This window comes from Candidatus Krumholzibacteriota bacterium, assembly GCA_016932415.1.
In the GTDB taxonomy this organism is placed as follows: Bacteria; Krumholzibacteriota; Krumholzibacteriia; order Krumholzibacteriales; family Krumholzibacteriaceae; genus Krumholzibacterium.
Map to the genome: position 1 here is coordinate 89,190 of JAFGCX010000034.1, position 18,368 is coordinate 107,557.

Genomic DNA, 18,368 nt, shown 5'->3' on the forward strand with positions numbered 1-18,368 from the left:
GAGGAGGTGCAGGATCTGATATGAATCCGGAATACCTGGTAAGTGTCGATATCGGGACGACGAAAATAGCAGTACTCGTCGGTGAGTTCAGTGAGGAAGGGAAGATGAAGGTCATCGGGGCGGCGAGCGAACCGTCAGCGGGTATACGAAAAGGCAGCGTCGTCGATCTGGAAGAAGCGGCTTTATCGTTGCAGCGATCGGTAGAGCGGGCTTCCAGGATGGCAGGTGTGGAGATCGAAGGTGTATGCGCCGGTATCTCGGGACCAAGGATCGGCAGCATAAACAGCGGCGGACTCGTCACCATCAACAGGATGAGTAATGAAGTCACATCGGCGGACGTCGCCAGGGTCACTGAAAAAGCGGGGAACATCACACTTCCCGCGGATATGGAAGTAGTTCATATCCTGCCCCAGGATTTTACAGTCGATTCCCAGACAGGGATCAAGGATCCTATAGGGATGGCCGGATTGAAACTGGGAGCCGAGGTCCATCTTGTCACGGCAGAGACGGCGCATATGGAGAATCTGGTAAAAATCTTTGAGAAATGCGGGCTGGATCTGATAAACGCGGTATTTCTTCCGGTAGCGTCGGCCGAAGCAGTCCTTTCAAAGGAAGAAAAAGAATCGGGATCTCTTCTGATAGATATCGGAGGAGGGATAACGGACTTTGCTTTTTATTACGGAGGATCGGTGCGGGCGAGTGGAGTGATACCTGCCGGGGGAGACAATATAACGAGGGATCTCGCCATCGGGTTGAGAGTCTCGGAGAGGGTCGCAGAGGATATCAAGATACGTCACGGTCTCGCGCTCGAATCGATGGCGGGAGAGGATGAGATATTCGTCATGCCGGGAAACCAGGAAAACGGTGGGAGGGAGATAAGGAAACAGATCGCCGCGGCGATCATCGAACCGCGCTGCGAGGAGTTGTTCAGCATGGTCAAGGCTGTCGTATCAGCAAACAGATATTATTCGATGATGGGGGCGGGAGTAATCATAACCGGTGGAGGGTCGAAGGTCATGGGAATGAGAAGCGTCGCTTCCCAGGTATTTGACATGCCGGTTCGCAGGGGAGTCCCTTCCGGACTGGACGGGCTTTTCGAGATCGTGAGTGAGGAATCCTGGAGCGCGGGAGTAGGGCTGCTTCAGTTCGAAAGCGACCGGTTACGGCGCGAAGAGGCAGGTAAAAAGGCGCAAAACAGTATTGACTGGATGTTTAAAAGTATCAGGAAAATCGCGAGTCTCTTTTAACGGGGCCGCGAAAACCAGAAGGGAGCGGATAATGAGGTTTGAATTCGATGAGATCAACGAGCTTGCTCATCTGCGGGTGATAGGTGTCGGGGGAGCAGGTGGAAACGCCATTAACAGAATGATCTCGGCAGGTCTTCAGGGCGTCGAGTTTGTCGCTGTCAATACCGATGCCCAGGTCCTTGAGCTTTCCCAGGCGCACAAGAAGATGCAGATCGGTGGCAGATTGACCAAGGGGCTTGGATCGGGTGGAAATCCTGAAGTAGGAAGAAAAGCGATAGAAGAGGATGAAGACCTTATAAGGGAAATGATCGACGGAGCTGACATGGTCTTTGTCACCGCCGGGATGGGCGGAGGGACCGGGACCGGCGCGTCGCCCTTTGTCGCGAGGATTGCCCGGGAACTCGGCGCTCTTACAGTCGGTATAGTCACCAGGCCTTTTTCCTTTGAGGGAAAACGCAGGGAAAAGCAGGCGCTTGAGGGGATAGAAGCGTTTAAAAACGAAGTCGACACGATGATAGTCATCCAGAATGACAGGCTTCTCTCTCTTGTCCCGGACAACACTCCACTGGCAAAGGCTTTCTCGAAAGCTGATGAAGTCCTTCATCACGCGACAAAAGGTATATCGGATCTTATCATGACTCCCGGTCTGATAAATCTTGATTTTGCCGATGTCCGTTCGATCATGAGCGGTATGGGAGACGCCCTTATGGGGACAGGGACCGCCGAAGGCGAGAACCGGGCCGTCGAAGCGGCGAGGATCGCCCTGAGCAGCCCTCTTCTCGACGATATCTCGATCAAGGGTGCCAAAGGCGTTCTTGTCAACATAACGGGCGACGAGAATATGTCTCTGCACGAAGTCTCCAGGGCTACGGCGATCATCAGCGAGGAAGCGGGGGAAGAGGCCAATGTCATCTTCGGCGCCGTTATCAACAAGGAAGGATCCAAGAGTCTCAGCGTCACCGTGATCGCGACCGGTTTCGAGACCCGCGAAAGAGAGATAATGCCTTCGTTCGTCGAGCAAAACGCGGGCAGAAGTGTCTTTGATATTGAAAACAGTTCAAAAAAACCTGATAATGCGGTAGATATTCATGAAGAGAGAGAATACGATCTGGTAGCTTCCGGTTGCGGTAGTTCCCAGAACCTTGATATTCCGACTTTTCTACGCAAGCAGCTTGATTGATGAGCAGGTGATCTATTTTGTCGATTTGGGGAAGGATATTCGGACTCGAAAAAAATCCCGAGTATGAGCTTGGTATTGAGTATTTCAATCAGGGAAAGTACGGCCTGGCGGTAGAAGCGCTTGAAAAGGCTATTACAGACCTCGGGCCGAGTGATCCTGTCTACGCGCTCGGGATGTTCTACGCTGCTGAATCGCACGTCCATCTTGGAACCGCGCTTTTTCACTCGGGAGATCTTGACGGAGCGTTCAGGCATTTTGAGATCGCGGTCAGGGAGAATCCGACATATCCTGATCTATACTACCGTATGGGCGTGATCTACCACCAGAGGGGCAGCCTGGAAGAAGCTGTCGCGATGCTTGAAAAAGCGATCGATCTTAACAGCAGCTATTTTGAAGCTGTCTGTTACCTCGGGATCATTCTGCACGAAAAAGGCGAGACAGAGGATGCCGACGAGGTCCTTGCAAAAGCGCTCGAACTTGTCGCTGAGAATCCTTCACCGATAAGTAAATTCCTTAGCGATCATATGGCCAGCAGGGAGACGGATATTCCTCCACTGGCAAGGATAAGGGAATATGTAAAAGCCGACTCGGAATTCGAGATCTGCGTAAAAGACGGGATCGAAGCGTACAACACCGGTGATTTCACGCTGGCGATATCCGCGTTCAGGGATGCTTCGGCACTACATCCCGATTATGCCGATATCAGGTTCAAGCTGGGACTTTCTCTTTTGCGCGGCGAGCAAAGATCGGAAGCACGGAAGGAACTTCATAACGCTCTTGAGATAAATGAGAGTTATACCGAAGCAAGGTTTTATCTCGGTATCGCGTACCTCGATGAGAAAATGTTCCGGGAAGCACTGCCTCACTTCGAACAGGCCGTGAGGGAGAAACCAGGGTACGCGGACCTTCAGTGCTATCTTGGCGCCACATATTTTTATCTGGGAGAGATCGCGAAAGGGCGTTCTTCCCTCGAGGAATCCCTGAGAATATCCCCGCATTATTCAAAGGCTGAATACTACTACGGCCTTCTTCTGTACGAGTCAGGGGAAAAGGAAAAAGCGATAGAATATCTGTCGCGCGGGATCGGTGATCATGACAAGCCGGACAATGCCGATATAAGCCTGGCTCTGGTCCATCTGCGCGAGGATAATCTTGAAGAAGCGATGTATGTCCTTAAGGAAATACTGAAGACCGGCGGGGAAAGCGCGGATATACTGTATTTTATCGGCGACGTCTATATGCGGATGAAGAGGACAGGAGAAGCTGAAGAATTTTTCAGGAGATCGCTGGCGATAAACAGTCACTATACGCGCGCCAGAGAGAAACTGGCGTCAATCCTGATCAGGCGGGAAGAATATCAGCAGGCCGAAGAACTTCTCGAAAGCAACGGAGATAATTTCGCCGACCTTTACAAGATCATGGGGGATATTCAATTCTATAAGGGAAATCTTGGGCAGGCTGAGACCTATTACAGGAAAAGCCTGAAAATCAATTCAGAATACAGTGAAGCTATCATCTCGCTGGCCCTGACGATCAGGAAAAAAGGATCGGATAAAGAGGCGGAAGAGCTACTGAGGAATCTTCTAAAGTTCGATCCCGAGAATGTCGTCGCGAGGAATCTTGTCGGCGATGGCGCGATCGGCCTCGATCGTAAAAGATCGCTGTGAGGTCCCCTTGAACTTGCCCTCATCCAGCCGCAAATCAAAAAACCCTGATATAAGGGAAACATTCCTCGACAGATATCCATCAGTCCCAAAGAGGTCTCCTTCCATATATGTCGGTTATCCAGCAAGATACAGTATCGGGATGTCGAATCTCGGTCTGCATTTCATCTACCGGGCCCTTGCTTCGAGGGGGACGATGAATGTCGAACGGTTTTTTTCCGATTCAGTCCCCGGGACTTATGAGACCGGAGCAGATATTTCACAGGCAGAAGCACTGCTTTTCACCATCTCGTATGAAGAAGATTACCTCGAACTTATAAGAATGCTTTCCAGCTCGGGAATTGAACCGCTTCGAACGAAGAGGAAAGAAGGGCCGCTGATCATAGCCGGTGGTCCGGCGATAAGCGCCAACCCCCTCCCTCTTTCCAATATAGTCGATGCCGCGGCCCTGGGAGAGGGAGAGTTGATCATTGAAGATCTGGCCGGCATTCTCGAGAACCCTCGAAATGAAAGCCGATCATCCCGGATCGACAAGATGGGGGCGATCGATGGTATCTATATTCCATCGATACCGGAAAAAGTGCCGGTAATAATGAGGGGATCTCCAGCCAGCTTATTTCCGTATTCATCGATACTCTCCTCCGGGGCTGTTTTTCCCGACACACTCCTTATAGAGACGGGAAGGGGATGCACTGGAAACTGCGGGTTCTGTCTTGCCAGGGTCCTTTACAGCCCGTACAGGGCGACGCCGGTCGAGTCGATAGGCGCTCTTCTCGAAAAGACCGCCGGAAGAGTCGAAAAGATCGGTCTGGTCAGCACGGCGGTCACGTCTCATCCCGATTTCGGCAAGATCATAGAAATGATCCTTCGATACCGGCTGAAGGCTGGATTCAGTTCATTAAAGGCGGAAGATCTTGACAGGGAAAAAGTGATGATGATAGCCAGTACCGGGGTCCGCTCTGCAAGCCTCGCCCCGGAATCAGGGAGCGAACAGGCGCGTTTCAGGCTTGGCAAGAAGGTAGGTGACGATGTCTATATTAACGCAGTAAAAGAACTTGCGTCGAACGGAATCACTAACATAAACCTCTACATGTTGACAGGGTATCCCGGAGAAGACGGAACGCTGTTCGATGAGACAAGAAGATTTCTCACCAGGATCAGGGATGTTTCGGGAAGAAGCAGGATAACTCTTCATACCAATCTTGTCGTTCCAAAACCATGGACTCCTTTTCAATTCTACCCGATTCCCTCCGAACGGGAACTTGGCAGAAGGTTTGCGGCCATTTCCGGGATCTGCAGGGAGACGGGGATCGTCTCGCAATCGAAATCGATCCGTTCTTCCCTGAGGCAGGCTGTCCTTTCGATCGGTGGAGTTGATGTGGGAGAAGCACTTATCAGATATTCAAGAGGCCGTATCTCATGGAAAAAAGCCCTTTCAGAAAACAGGATCGATCCGGAGGGTATACACCGTGAAAGAGGGATAGAGCGGCCGCTTCCCTGGGAAGAGCTGACAGGCGAGGGAACAAACGAAAAACTGGTCAGAAGATACAGGGGGATCGCGGCCGAGGGGAAAAGGTGATCATCACGTTCAGGCGGATGAACCGGCTTGATGGTCAAAAAAAGACCGGAAACAACAATTTCCGGTCAGAAATCCCAGAGGAACAGGGTGCCAGAATGATGTCAAAGGACTTTCTTAGCAGCTCCGCTCCTGATGCAGTTGGTACAGACGTAAGTCTTTTTCATCTTGCCGGCGATCTCTATCCTGATCTTCTGAAGGTTCGGAAGCCAGCGCCTTTTGGTCAGGTTGTGGGCATGGCTTACATTATTGCCAGTCATGGGTTTCTTCCCGCAGATGGCACATTCTTTACTCATAGCATTTCTCCTTATATATTCTTATTAGCAAAAGATTATATAATCTAGAGGATAATAACAGATTTGGCAAGTGTTTTATGGAAAAAGAGATCTTTGATAAAAATATTCTTTCAGGCAGCAGCCAGTATGTAAAGGGAGTAGGACCCGCCAGACAGGTCCTGCTTTCCAGACTTGGGATCGAGACGGTAGAAGACCTGCTGTCGCACTACCCGCGGGATTATTACGACAGGTCGGAGTTGAAAAAGATCAACAATCTGGAGGAAGGCAGACGGACCGGTTTCACCGGTACTGTGCTCGCAGTTTCGAACAGGAGACTCGGTCCGAGGCGGTCGCTCCTGACTGTCGCTGCCGGAGACGAGACGGGGATAATCAACCTGGTATTCTTTAACCAACCGTACCTCGAGAAACAGTTCAGACAGGGGCTTCAGATAGTAGCCAGCGGAACACCCCAGTCATACAGGGGGCAGAAGCAGATCGTCGCTCCCGAATACGAGATCATAGCCGGCGAACTGGGAGATGATCTGATCCACACCGGAAGGATCGTGCCGGTATATCCCCTGACAGCTGGAATATCCCAGAGGATGATCAGAAGGATAATCAGATCGGCGATTGAAAAGAGCGAAGGGATGATAGCGGAAAATCTGCCTGAACGGCTGATGAAATCTATGCACCTACCGGGCAGAGCTGAGGGGATCAGGCAGATCCACTATCCCGATGACTGGAAATCTCTGGAAAGGACGGTCCGTCGGTTCAAGTTTGAAGAGGTCTTTTTCCTCCATCTCCTGATCCACCAGCGGAGGAAGCTTTTCACCGGAGGAAGGCCTAGACCGACTCTGGTCCGTCCATTTAGACTGGTAGATGCTTTCATCGATTCTCTTCCGTTCCATCTGACAGAAGCTCAGAAAAGAGTCCTCTCAGAGATCGAGAACGATATTACCGGCAAGAGGGGTCTTGGCAGGCTGCTTCAGGGAGATGTGGGAAGCGGAAAGACGATAGTGGGAATCGTTGCCATGCTGATGGCGGTGAGCAGTGGATATCAGGCGGCGATGATGGTACCGACCGAGATCCTGGCCGAGCAGCACGCTCAAAAGATAAGGGAATATCTCAAGGACCTTTCGGTCAATGTGGAGCTTCTGATCGGCTCGATGAGACCCTCTGAAAAAATGGCGATAAATGAACGACTCGCCGATGGTTCGATAGATATCGTCATAGGGACGCAGACGCTTATACAGGATGGAATATCGTTCAGGGACCTGGGGCTCGCCGTTATCGACGAACAGCACCGGTTCGGCGTAAAACAGAGAGCCAGACTGGGAAAAGGAGATACGATCCCGCATTTTCTCGTGATGACCGCCACACCGATACCGAGATCCCTCGCCCAGACTGTATACGGAGACCTCGACCTGTCGATCATAGATGAACTTCCGCTGGGCAGGAGAAGGGTCAGGACCGAGATAGTAGAGTATGGCGGGAGGGAGAAGGTATTCCAGAGGATAAGGGAAATATTCGATTCCGGGAAACAGGCGTTCATACTCTATCCACTGGTGGAAGAAAACGAGAAAAGTGATCTGAAAGCTGCCGTAGACGAATACGAAAGGTTGCAGAAAGGGGAATTCGCCGGTTATTCGATCGGTCTTCTGCACGGAAGGATGAGTTTTGAGGAAAAATCGAAAGCGATAGAGATGTTCCGTGAAGGAAAGATAAGCGGGCTGGTCACTACTACCGTGATCGAAGTGGGAGTCGATATTCCCAATGCGACAGCTTTACTGGTAAACCATCCGGAAAGATTCGGACTGGCCCAGCTTCATCAGCTCAGAGGCAGGGTCGGCCGCGGTGGGGACGAAGGTGAATGTTACCTCGTACCAGGCGATAACGCGGGAAGCGGCAGCAGCAGAAGGCTCGTTTTTTTTGCGGGGAATGACGACGGGTTCAAAGTCGCCGAAATGGACCTTAAAATGAGAGGACCGGGAGAGATATGGGGTCTGAGACAGTCCGGATATCCAACTTTCAGACTTATCAACCCCCTTTCCGATAAGGAACTCGTAGAAAGGTCGTGGAGTGAAAGCCTCGCCATACTGCAGGAGGACCCTCATCTGGAAAAGAAAGAAAACGAGGTTGTCTCAAGCTATTATCACGGTTATTATAAGAAAAAAATGGAAATCGCCGACATAGGTTGATTCAGGATCCATAGAAGGGAGAGCCTGTTGATATCGAGAAGTGAAGCCATGAGACTCGTCGAAAAGAAACTGACCAAAAAGAATCTCGTTAAACATGTCCTTGCCGTAGAAGCCATTATGCGAAAACTTGCCGGGAGGTTCGATCAGGACCCTGAACTATGGGGACTTGCCGGATTGCTTCACGACCTTGATTATGAGGATACATTCGAATCTCCGGAAAGACATGGATATCTCACCGTGGATATTTTAAAGGAAATGGATGTGCCTGCCGAGATCGGCCAGGCGATCCTGGCCCACGCGGGCCAGGTCGAGTGTAAATCTCTGATGGATAAGGCTATATACTGTTCTGACCCAGTTACTGGCTTGATTGTTGCATCAGCACTGATGCATCCCGAAAAGAGCCTGGCTGCTACCGATGCCGGATTTGTCGGGAAGCGTTTCAGTGAAAAGAGGTTTGCCGCGGGCGCAAACCGCGAGGCTATTGCAAGATGTAACGAGTTGGGTCTTGATTTGCACGAGTTTCTCGAGATATCGATCGAAGCGATGAGGGGTATCTCGGATCAACTTGGATTATAGAGTCTGCGCGTCGGGCCCATCCAGTAACTTTAAGGAGTGGACAGATGATCGTCACCTGCGGCGGATGTCAGACAAAATATATGCTGGGAGATGAAAAGATCCCGAATAAGGGGATAAGGGTCAGGTGTCCAAAATGCCAGTTCGTCTGGCGGTTGACCCAGGCTGCTCCCGAACCGGTCTTTGAAGTGAGCAGAAGCAGCTTCGACTCCGAACCGGCAATATCGGAGAGACAGGCAAGTGGTTGGGCGGCAGGTGAAAGCAAGGCTTCAGCTGTCATAGCCGAACCCGAGGTCTCGGAGATGGAAAAAGAGTTTGTCATCTCGGAGCCTGAGCCTGAAAAGGAACCTGAGCTCAGGGAGACACCCGAACAGCAGAAAAAAAGAGACCGGACTAAAAGGTTGGCAAGGGTCTTTGTAAGTGATATCCTGATCTACAATCAGGAGAAGCGAGATCACGCTCTCTCGGAGGGGAATCTGATGACAGCTCTCGGGCCGGAGATTAAAAAAGCCTGGGAAGCGTACAAGGAAAAAGTGGGGACGGATATCGTCGAATCGAATGAGTATTTCCGTAATGCCCTTAATGAGATTCTCGCCGACGGGCAGAAAGTATTCTGATTACTGGCGTGAATAAAAAATCTTTATATATTCTGAACCTTGCTCCTGATGTTTACTCCAGGTTCTTCAGCGGGGCGGGCCTGCCTGATGATATCGACGTGAAAGTCTACAAGACTTTCCCCGGTTTTATGAAGGGTTTTCAGGCCCGAACAGAGGATTCACCGAATATAATAATGTTTCTCCGGCAAGCGAGGTTCGATTGCGCCAAGGCCCGTTCGTTGAGATTATCCGACCTGGATTCGCCGATCTATATCGTATCTGACTCATGTGACGAGAAGACCTATCTGATGTACCTTTCGATGGGGATAAACGGTATTATCACGCCTCCATTCAGCAAGGTCGATGTCCACGCGGTACTCAACGGCCGGAGCGAAAGGGAGTTGCTTTTTCCCCGGAATAACGACCTTATTAAAGAAGGCCAGGTCAGGCTTGATTTTCTCGTTCCAAGCAAACTCTCAAGAATACTTGGTGTAAACCGCCTGGTCTCCTTTCTCGCCACCGAATTCGGTTTTCCCAGTGAAGAATGCAGAGTCAACCTGCCGATGGTTATGGATGAAGCGCTGAGCAACGCGATCGAACACGGGAATAACGGAAATGAAGAACTTAAAGTACACGTGCGGATATATATCAGTTCCAGCCGGATCATCATACAGGTTGAAGACCAGGGTGACGGATTCATACCTGAAAATATAGATGACCCGAGAGACCAGGAAAATATTTACAAGGGGTCAGGCAGAGGTATTTATCTGATCAAAGAGATAATGGACAAGGTCACATTCAGGAAGGGCGGGCGGCTCATAGAGATCGAAAAGATTAATCCACTCAGCAGTTGATTCGATCATCGCGCGATCTTCCTATTTACTTTTCTCCCCATTTCTCACGGGATATCTTGTCAAGAAGGCCGTCGATCTGGTTTTTGATCCTGTCATTCTGGTCAGGTTCGAAAAGGACCTTCTTTATACGGCCGTCTTCGTCTTTTTTTACGTATCGAAGAGCTTTTATATTTTCAAGCGGCATAAGGATATCTTTGCTTACCCTGACCTCGATACTCCTGTCATCAAGGTTTTTGTCGTTGCTGTTGAAGGGGTGCATACCCATGCCCCATCCGTGAACGAACATCGAACATATTATCGCCCGGAAGGTGTTCTGGCGCTGAATCGAATCAAGTTCAAACGTGTCCTGGAATTTTTCCATCATCCCGTCTATGACGATCTGCAGTTTATTAAGGACCTCTTGTTTCGGTTCTGTATTAAGAAGCCTGTGGAAAACCTCTTTCAGGATTCTTTCTGTTATTTCCATCATACCCCCAGTCAAGCGCGACTTCCAGAGCGACTACGATTGCCGATGAATTTAAAAACTGTCTGTCAGTCGTAAATATGCAAAAAGAATACCAATATACGATCTCTCCCCGTTTGCTGCTCCCTTTAGGTCATTGATCATACCGGTGAGGGTCCGTAATCGGCAGTCAAGGAAGGAGCGCCGATATGAAAATGGCACAATTCTGGCTTGAATGCGTGTAAGAGATTCATCAGAGGGGAGATATATTGCAGTCTACTATTGAAATCACCATTTTCATGCAAAAAGCGATATATTACTGCAGCAGATTGATTGCTGCCAGAGGTGTCCTCGAACTTACCGACAGGATGCTTAACTTCGAGGTCTCTTCGCTCGACGCTTCTTTCGGGATAAAGAATGTCTCCGTAGACCTGACTGACGTGACCGATATCAGGATCGAGGCAGGAGACCTTAATCCGAGAGTAGTCCTCTGCACGGTCGCTAGGAATTATGAATTCGTCCTGTCCGGCGGACAGGAACTCTATGACAGGCTCAGGGATCTCGTTGCCACGCCTGGAGAGATAGCTATGAGGAGGGATAGAGCCCTGTTGACACTGACATGCAATTGCGGCCGGGAGATCGACGCCCATTATAGATTCTGCCCCTGGTGCGGCACGAAATTATGACCTGCCAGCGAAATATATATTTTTTCAGTTGTTAAAACCTTCCCATTTTATTACATTCTTCTCAGATGGTTTACCGCCTGTTCCAAAGTTGATAATCGGCAGGAGGTCGTTATGAGGCGGATCGTTGGGTCTATATTTACAATAAGTTTAATAATGCTTTTATTTGTACCAGGGTGCAAAGATTCTCAATCTTCAGCCGAAACAGGTTTTGAGCTGTCGACGACTAACTGCGTAGCGATAGGTATCCATGTTCATATCGATGACGAATATCAGGGATTGGCATCAGCCGAGCAGCCTCAGTTTTTCGCTCTTCCAGCAGGCACTTATCATCTTTACGCGCGCAGCAACGCCAGCACTTCGGTTGTTATCGATCCCTTGTGCTGGTCGATGGAGATCTCGATCTCGGACGGGAATATAACCGAGGTGGTCCTCGATTGCACCAACACGATTCCGTGTGAGGATTGAAGCGGAAGAACTCATCGGGCCAATAATCGCAGATTACAAAGCTCTTTCTCAATTTCAGGGAAAGAGCTTTTTTACAAGGTTGCCCTGCAGACGTAAATGCAAGTAATATAACAAGATAAAAAACGATTTGAGGGGAAAAAGGTGGCACATTAATTGCGCATGCAGTTGATGTCGGGGTGGATTATTCCTGATTCTAACGAAGTAATAACACCCTAGCTCAAGTGACGTTAGCCTGCTCCGGATTCTGCTTCCTTCGTCTGTGCATCGAGTGAGTGGGATGGAAGCTGCCCCGACATAAAATTATAAGGAGATCATCAAGATGGCAGTCTATAACTATGCAGGTGGAGAGATCAATGTCAAGATAGTCTATTATGGCCCGGGAGTAAGCGGGAAAACTACGAATCTTGAACTTATGTATTCGAAACTACCCAGAGAGAACAAGGGAAAGATGGTTTCGATGAAGACCCGTACTGACAGGACCCTTTTCTTTGATTTTCTTCCGATTGAAATAGGCGATTTCAAGGGGATGAAAGTGCGTTTCCTCCTGTACACGGTACCAGGCCAGGTCTACTATAACGCCACCCGGAGACTTGTCCTCAAGGGAGTCGACGCGGTAGTCTTTGTCGCTGATTCTTCTCCAGGCAAGATGGATGAGAACATCGAGAGTCTTCATAATCTTGAGGAAAATCTCAACGAGCTTGGAATGTCACTCAGCACGATACCATGGATAATCCAGTACAACAAGCGCGACATCGAAGGATGCATAAGCAGAGATGTGCTTGATATAGAACTGAACACATGGAACGCCGACGCGATAGAATCAGTAGCCGTGACGGGTCAGGGAGTCTATGAGACTTTCGAGGGTATAGCAAGAAAAGTCTTTGAATCACTGAAGGATATGCTGAGCGAATCGGAACCGGAAGAAGAACCGGTGGACGAGGAGCCTGAAGATGAAGATATCAATGTCGAGATAGTTGCTCAGGGTATATCAAGGAATCAAAGCTCAGGGACGGATGAGAGCGAGTCTTTAGGTTACGCAGAGGAGAGAGAAGAGGAGCACGAGTCTGTCTCTGAGTTTGTAGAAAATGTCCTCAAGGAAGGCGATCTGCCTGAGAACAGCATAGATCTGGGAGCAACCAGGGGAGGATACGAGGAGTACGGACACGTCGTGGAACTCGGTGGCACGGGGGCGGAGGGTGAAGCTGAGGAGGCTCCAAAGATGACAGTAGCGGTCGAAGAGAAGAAACCCGACTTTATAACCGACCCACTCGATAATCTGTCGGAAAATGGACCCCGGGCGGATTCTGATAGCAGTGACGGTGAAATGCTTATATCGGACGAATCGTTCGAGAAGCTGGTGACGATTCCAGTCGAGCTGACAGAAGACCAGGTCAGAAACAACATCCCGGTCAAAGTCATTCTCGAGATCAAGGTGACACCCTGATCCGGCGGAGACCGAGGCCGGTCTGATATCTCCGTTCAGGCACACTCCCCGCGATTCCCCTCACTTAAATATTCCTTGACCGGCAACCAAAATAAGACGAAGATATATAACGGGTCCAGTGATGCTGATCCGGAATTTTGCCTGGAGAGGAAGTATGCCTAAAATACTTATTGTCGACGATGAAGCGAATGTCAGAATGCTCTACAGGGAGGAACTTCAGAATGACGGTTACGAGACTGTTCTGGCAGAGAATATCAGTGAAGCGATAGCTTCTGTCAAGAATGACGCTCCTGATCTTGTCATTCTCGATATCAAACTGGACAAAGAAAGTGGAATAGATGCCCTGACAAAGATCATGGAGCAGCGCAAGGACCTGCCGGTGATCCTTAATTCGGCCTATTCAGTGTATAAGGATAATTTCCAGACATGGGCAGCTGACGCATATATAGTGAAATCAGTCGATCTTGATCCTCTGAAGGAAAAGATCAGGGAACTGCTGGACAGGAAAGCAAAGACCGGAGAATCAGAGGTTTAGCGATGTCAAGGATCCAGGCGGTCATTTTCATCCTGTTGATCCTGTCAGCCGGTCGTCTGGCCGGGCAGGAACCGGTGGCCGGGAGTGTATTCGAAGATTATCTCAATCCCTCCACACAGGCACGGTATCTGAATCTTCCCGGGTTGTCGTTCAACAGTTCGATGGGATTCAGTTACTCATCATACGGTAACGACAGATCTCAGGGATATGGTTACTATATGGGGCACATCAGCTACAGGCTTGGTCCCGACTGGTCGCTTAACTGTGATATCGGCGTTCGGACAACGATGATGGCTTCGGATGGTATGCGGGAAAGCTCTGAACTGTTTATTCCAAATTTTGACCTTACCTACCGGCCGAGCAGCAAACTTATGATAAGTTTCCAGTACAGGCAGTACCAGTACCCGGCTGGTTCGAGGTATCTCTTCAGGTGATCCGCCCTGCGTCCGTTTCAGAGAGGAAATCGGTAAAAGGGATGATCAAAATGAAAAAAAGACCATTACTCTCGATATGCTCTGCCTTGATATTCATGCTTTTTCTTGCTTCCTGTGGCGATGAACTTACCGAACCGATCTATGACGGATACACGCTGCAGGGGACAGTGATCGATGATCTGAGCGGAGAACCTCTTGAAGATGTCGAAGTGCTTACAGGGTGGGAGAGTTCGTTTGAGTTCAGATCCCACTCCCTGACTGATTCAGAGGGTTGTTTCGTCTTCCATGGGTTTCCGGGAACGATGCCGAGCCGAGAGGTCTTCCGGTTCGAGAAAGAAGGGTATCGGCCGAATGAGGTCCCGGCCAGCACGGCGACCAGAAAAGCATCTTTCAGGTATCATCTGCAGGTCCGAATGACCGCCGAAGATGATATCTCCTGATCTCCGGAAGGAATCGCGTTCGCTGATGAACGGAGCGAAGTTCCTGCCACAATCGGGAAGCGGGAGCCCGCTCGGCTCGCCGTGCTGATTCGATCTGTTACTAAACTCTTTACCGCTTCTGGAAATCCCTTGACAACAGGCTGTTACTCGGCTAGCCTGCCAGCAGGAACAAGTCTTGACGTACTGAATTCCCGAGGGGAGTCTATATATGAAATTACGCTGGGACAAGCTGCTTGAATTCACCAGGGGTGAGGTCAAGGAAGAGAGCAGAGAAATAGCCCGGCTGAGAAGAAAGTATGATTCCGGCGAAGCCGGAGTCGGCGAGATCCTCGAGCTTGCCAGGTATCTTTTTGAAAAAAAGGAAACGAAGATCTCGGAAAGACTGTTAAACGAACTTCTTACTCATCCCGACATAGATGAACCGGCGTTGTTCGATATATGTTCTCTCTTCGAAAGGGCGGGGAATTATGACGCTGCCTATTGCGGATATGAAAAATATTGCGAATTGTCAAGCGGCGACGCGATGCCTTTGTACCGCATGGGCAGGCTTCTCGAGATGCAGGGAAAACTCGATGAAGCGATAGACCTGCATAACAGGGCGCTTGCTCTTGAGCCTGAAAACCCGGAATGCTTCTACAGGCTCGGTGTCGCCTTTACAAAGTGCCGGAATTTTGATGAAGCGGAGAAGAATTACAGAAAAGCCCTCGAACTCGATCCGACTCATTCGAAGTCATACACAAATCTGGGGTATATACTTGATCTTGGCGGAAGGAGAAACGCAGCCCTTCAGCAGTTCCGTAAGGCTGTCCAGCATAATCCTAAAAGCGCTGAAGCTCATTTCAATCTTGGAGCCCTTTATGGGGAAGAAGGTGACCGCCAGCAGGCGATCAAGGAATTCCGGATCGGACTGGAGATCGATTCCAACTGCATAGAGGGACATTATAATCTGGGAGTGGCTCTTATCAACGAAGGCAGATATGACGATGCCAGAGATGAATTCAAAAGGATCCTGAAGATAGAAGGTGATAATGTAAACGCTCTCTTTTATCTCGGGTTGATATATTACCGCAAGGGGGTCTACGCGAAGGCTTTGAAATATCTTCAGCATGCCGTCAGGTTGAACCCTGGAAATTCGACGATTCTTTACTACCTTGGCGAATCGTATAACAAGCTGGAACAGCCCGACAAGGCGCAGGAATATTTCAAGAGAGTCGCAGAAATAAATCCGGCGGATCAAAGAGTATATTTCAGCATGGGCATTTCCTACGAAAAGCAGGATGACAAGAGGAAAGCAAGGGAATGGTACCGGATGGCTGAAAATGAAAGATCATTGAAAATGGGGGAGTCACACCGGATAACAGGATGAGGAGTGCGAATTCGATATTGATGATCCTGTTGATCGCGGGGGCTTCTTTACTTTTCTCTCCCGAAGCGGTTTACTCCTCAGATGAGAATATAGAGGCAGGTTCCTGGGTCTATTCAGCCCTGAGATCGTTCGAACTCGCCGGGTTTGTAAATCTTCCCCCCGATATTCCATTTACAAGAACAGAGGTCGAATACCATCTCAATACGATCCTGGAAAGGCTCGGAGACGATGGAGAAAAACTATCGCCAAGGCTTGATTTTCTGCTGGAACGTCTTAAAAAGGAATTCCTGGGAAAGGAAAAGAAGCCGACCGGGCGCGAAGACACTCCGCTGTGGTCGATACGCGAAGGGAAGAGATATCTTCTTTTTGATCTAGCAGCAGGCAGTACCGTCCAGAAAAGGCCCGAGAGAGACAACGGTGAGGTCGACGGCCTCGCGATTCCTTCGATCCTTGCCGATCTTGGACAGGGGGTGACCTTTTTCACTTCGTACAGGCTGAAGATGCAGCCGGAACGTGATTCAAATACCGCTGGCGTAAAACCATCGGCGCGTGAAAGATCGTTTCGCGGATTGACCTCCGAATACGAGAGGGCCTATCTGTCGATAACCGGAGACAGATGGAGGGTGCTGATAGGGCGTGACCATATCAACTGGGGTAACGGGAGAGATGAGGGACTTGTGATATCACGCAGCGCCGGGTCCCTGGACCAGGCAGGTGTTTCGGTTTCGCTCGGAAGATTCAGACTGACGACTCTCCAGGTATTACTTGATCCGCAGAGCCGCAGACGCATGGCCGGCCACCGGCTGACGGTACGTCTTCCCGCCGGCGCGTGGCTTGGCGTAAGCGAAACGGTATTGTACTCCGGCAGAGACCTTGATTATTCCTACCTTCTGCCCGCGGGTTCTTATTACGCCAACCAGTACAACGAAAGAGACGATGATAATATACTTGTAGGAATCGACTGGAAGATACCCCTGTTCAAAAGTGTCATTACGTACGGTGAACTGTTGATAGACGATTTTCAGTATGAAGATCGTGGAGATGCTCCGGACAGGCTTGGTTACGATGTCTGCGTCGAAGGCCGCTTGTGCTGTTGGGGAAGGGAGATAGAACTTGGCGCGGAATATACCCGTATCGACATCTTCACGTACGCTCACAAGGAAGATCTCCTTACCCGTTACGTCACCGGAAATGGCGATCAGTACCTGAACCCGCCCATAGGGTCTCCCCTGGGACCTGATTCCGACAGGTGGAGGGTCAGAGCCGCCGCCGCGGTACATAGAAGAGTCGTAATATCGACCGCTTTCGAATATGTCAGGAGAGGTGAGGGGAATGACTTCAGGGAGTGGGACAGGACAGAGGATCCCGACCCGGCCTTTCCCAGCGGGGCTCTTACGATAGAGAGGGATCTATCGCTCACCGCATCTCTCGACCTCGGCAGGGGATCTCTTGTCCGCGCCGGAGGAGGGATAAGGGTCATCGACGGTCCCGGGGATGATGATGAAGAGACGGGATTTGGATGGTTTGAAATTCTCCTGGATTTTTAGATGCGCAGATTTCTCAAGATCATACTGATAATCCGGCCTCACAATGTTGCTGCCGCAGTTCTCTGCGTGAGCGCCGGCTTTGTGCTTGCCTCTTCGACAGGGGATATTCCGATCGCGCTCCTGACAGCGGTAGCCCTTGTAACAGCCGCCGGAAATGTCATCAATGATTACTATGATCTCGATATAGATTCGATTAACAAACCTCGCAGAGCGATTCCATCAGGCTCAGTGTCGGCCAGCCAGGCGAGGGTGATTTATATTATCCTCCTAGCGGCGGCTGCCGCGCTTCTTATGTTGCTCGATCCCGTAGCCCGCGTATGGATAATCGCGTGGATCGTCACGCTGCACATATATTCAGCCTTCCTTAAAAGAATGTATCTCAGCGGAAATCTGGCCGTCTCACTCGTTACGGGAAGCGGTTTCCTCCTTGGCTCGTACTCGGGAGGGAGTATGGCAGCCGGAGTATTTCCATCTGTCTGCACCGCTTTATTCGTTCTTGGAAGAGAGCTGGTCAAGGATTGCGAGGATCTTGACGGAGATGCCAGGTGTGGAGCCCGCACCGTGCCGGCAGTCTCGGGCAGAAAGCCGGCGCTGAGGTCCGCGGCCCTGATATTTTTATTTCTTGCCGTCCTCTTTCCGGCAGCGGGGATCGTCGGGCTTTATAACCATATATATACTGGATTAATGTTTATTTCTGTCTTGCCGATACTTGTCTTATCGGCGATATTCTCGTTACGCGGAAAGTACCATGCTCTTTCCAGCCTTCTTCTTAAACTGGGGATGTTTTTCGGTATCCTCGCTTTTTTATTCGGTTCGACAGGCTAGATCAACGAGAAGGGTGATCGT

General features: G+C 50.1%; 19 protein-coding genes. 17 read left to right on the forward strand and 2 right to left on the reverse strand.

What is annotated here, in order from left to right:
- Nucleotides 1-20 precede the first annotated feature (20 nt).
- The 4 genes from ftsA to JW814_11580 all read left to right on the forward strand — a co-directional run bounded on the left by ftsA (nucleotide 21) and on the right by JW814_11580 (nucleotide 5,670).
- A complete protein-coding gene (gene ftsA / locus JW814_11565) occupies nucleotides 21-1,247 on the forward strand; it encodes a cell division protein FtsA (protein MBN2072082.1) in 1,227 nt (408 codons plus the stop codon).
- 31 nt (nucleotides 1,248-1,278) lie between these two features.
- Entirely contained in the window at nucleotides 1,279-2,427 is a 1,149-nt protein-coding gene (gene ftsZ, locus JW814_11570) for a cell division protein FtsZ (GenBank protein MBN2072083.1), read from the forward strand.
- 17 nt (nucleotides 2,428-2,444) lie between these two features.
- The gene (locus JW814_11575; GenBank protein MBN2072084.1) at nucleotides 2,445-4,094 is read left to right on the forward strand and encodes a tetratricopeptide repeat protein; all 1,650 of its coding nucleotides are present in this window, start codon (nucleotides 2,445-2,447) and stop codon (nucleotides 4,092-4,094) included.
- A gap of 139 nt (nucleotides 4,095-4,233) precedes the next feature.
- Nucleotides 4,234-5,670 (forward strand): radical SAM protein, encoded by a 1,437-nt coding sequence (locus JW814_11580; protein ID MBN2072085.1) that lies wholly within the window; start codon nucleotides 4,234-4,236, stop codon nucleotides 5,668-5,670.
- A 101-nt stretch (nucleotides 5,671-5,771) separates the two neighbouring features.
- On the opposite strand, the gene JW814_11585 is transcribed toward JW814_11580, so the two are convergent.
- Nucleotides 5,772-5,963, reverse strand: coding sequence for a 50S ribosomal protein L28 (locus JW814_11585; protein ID MBN2072086.1), 192 nt, complete (start codon nucleotides 5,961-5,963; stop codon nucleotides 5,772-5,774).
- A 77-nt stretch (nucleotides 5,964-6,040) separates the two neighbouring features.
- Here JW814_11585 and recG point away from each other — a divergent pair, with 77 nt between their 5' ends.
- Genes recG through JW814_11605 form a run of 4 tightly spaced genes read left to right on the forward strand, consistent with a single transcriptional unit; the run spans nucleotide 6,041 to nucleotide 10,163 of the window.
- Entirely contained in the window at nucleotides 6,041-8,140 is a 2,100-nt protein-coding gene (gene recG, locus JW814_11590) for an ATP-dependent DNA helicase RecG (protein ID MBN2072087.1), read from the forward strand.
- Nucleotides 8,141-8,167: 27 nt separating this feature from the next.
- Nucleotides 8,168-8,716 (forward strand): HDIG domain-containing protein, encoded by a 549-nt coding sequence (locus JW814_11595; protein ID MBN2072088.1) that lies wholly within the window; start codon nucleotides 8,168-8,170, stop codon nucleotides 8,714-8,716.
- A gap of 44 nt (nucleotides 8,717-8,760) precedes the next feature.
- Entirely contained in the window at nucleotides 8,761-9,330 is a 570-nt protein-coding gene (locus tag JW814_11600; GenBank protein MBN2072089.1) for a zinc-ribbon domain-containing protein, read from the forward strand.
- An 8-nt stretch (nucleotides 9,331-9,338) separates the two neighbouring features.
- A complete protein-coding gene (locus JW814_11605; protein MBN2072090.1) occupies nucleotides 9,339-10,163 on the forward strand; it encodes an ATP-binding protein in 825 nt (274 codons plus the stop codon).
- Between the two features lie 25 nt (nucleotides 10,164-10,188).
- Here the strand turns inward: JW814_11605 and JW814_11610 are convergent, their stop codons facing one another.
- Nucleotides 10,189-10,629 (reverse strand): hypothetical protein, encoded by a 441-nt coding sequence (locus tag JW814_11610; protein MBN2072091.1) that lies wholly within the window; start codon nucleotides 10,627-10,629, stop codon nucleotides 10,189-10,191.
- Nucleotides 10,630-10,874: 245 nt separating this feature from the next.
- Here JW814_11610 and JW814_11615 point away from each other — a divergent pair, with 245 nt between their 5' ends.
- The 9 genes from JW814_11615 (at nucleotide 10,875) to JW814_11655 (ending at nucleotide 18,347) form a co-directional block, all read left to right on the forward strand.
- On the forward strand, nucleotides 10,875-11,291 hold the full coding sequence (locus tag JW814_11615; protein MBN2072092.1) for a zinc ribbon domain-containing protein: 417 nt from the start codon (nucleotides 10,875-10,877) through the stop codon (nucleotides 11,289-11,291).
- A 111-nt stretch (nucleotides 11,292-11,402) separates the two neighbouring features.
- Nucleotides 11,403-11,756 carry a hypothetical protein gene (locus JW814_11620; GenBank protein MBN2072093.1) on the forward strand — a complete coding sequence of 118 codons (354 nt, stop codon included), beginning with the start codon at nucleotides 11,403-11,405 and terminating at the stop codon, nucleotides 11,754-11,756.
- Between the two features lie 319 nt (nucleotides 11,757-12,075).
- Nucleotides 12,076-13,200, forward strand: a complete 1,125-nt coding sequence (locus JW814_11625) for a hypothetical protein (protein ID MBN2072094.1) — start codon at nucleotides 12,076-12,078, stop codon at nucleotides 13,198-13,200.
- Between the two features lie 154 nt (nucleotides 13,201-13,354).
- Nucleotides 13,355-13,735, forward strand: coding sequence for a response regulator (locus tag JW814_11630; GenBank protein MBN2072095.1), 381 nt, complete (start codon nucleotides 13,355-13,357; stop codon nucleotides 13,733-13,735).
- 2 nt (nucleotides 13,736-13,737) lie between these two features.
- Entirely contained in the window at nucleotides 13,738-14,169 is a 432-nt protein-coding gene (locus tag JW814_11635) for a hypothetical protein (protein ID MBN2072096.1), read from the forward strand.
- Between the two features lie 50 nt (nucleotides 14,170-14,219).
- Nucleotides 14,220-14,609, forward strand: coding sequence for a hypothetical protein (locus JW814_11640; protein ID MBN2072097.1), 390 nt, complete (start codon nucleotides 14,220-14,222; stop codon nucleotides 14,607-14,609).
- Nucleotides 14,610-14,817: 208 nt separating this feature from the next.
- Entirely contained in the window at nucleotides 14,818-15,975 is a 1,158-nt protein-coding gene (locus tag JW814_11645; GenBank protein MBN2072098.1) for a tetratricopeptide repeat protein, read from the forward strand.
- Nucleotides 15,972-17,522: a hypothetical protein gene (locus tag JW814_11650; protein ID MBN2072099.1), complete on the forward strand. Its 1,551-nt coding sequence runs from the start codon at nucleotides 15,972-15,974 to the stop codon at nucleotides 17,520-17,522. The genes JW814_11645 and JW814_11650 overlap by 4 nt, the downstream gene beginning before the upstream one ends.
- On the forward strand, nucleotides 17,523-18,347 hold the full coding sequence (locus tag JW814_11655; GenBank protein MBN2072100.1) for a geranylgeranylglycerol-phosphate geranylgeranyltransferase: 825 nt from the start codon (nucleotides 17,523-17,525) through the stop codon (nucleotides 18,345-18,347).
- Nucleotides 18,348-18,368: the final 21 nt, after the last annotated feature.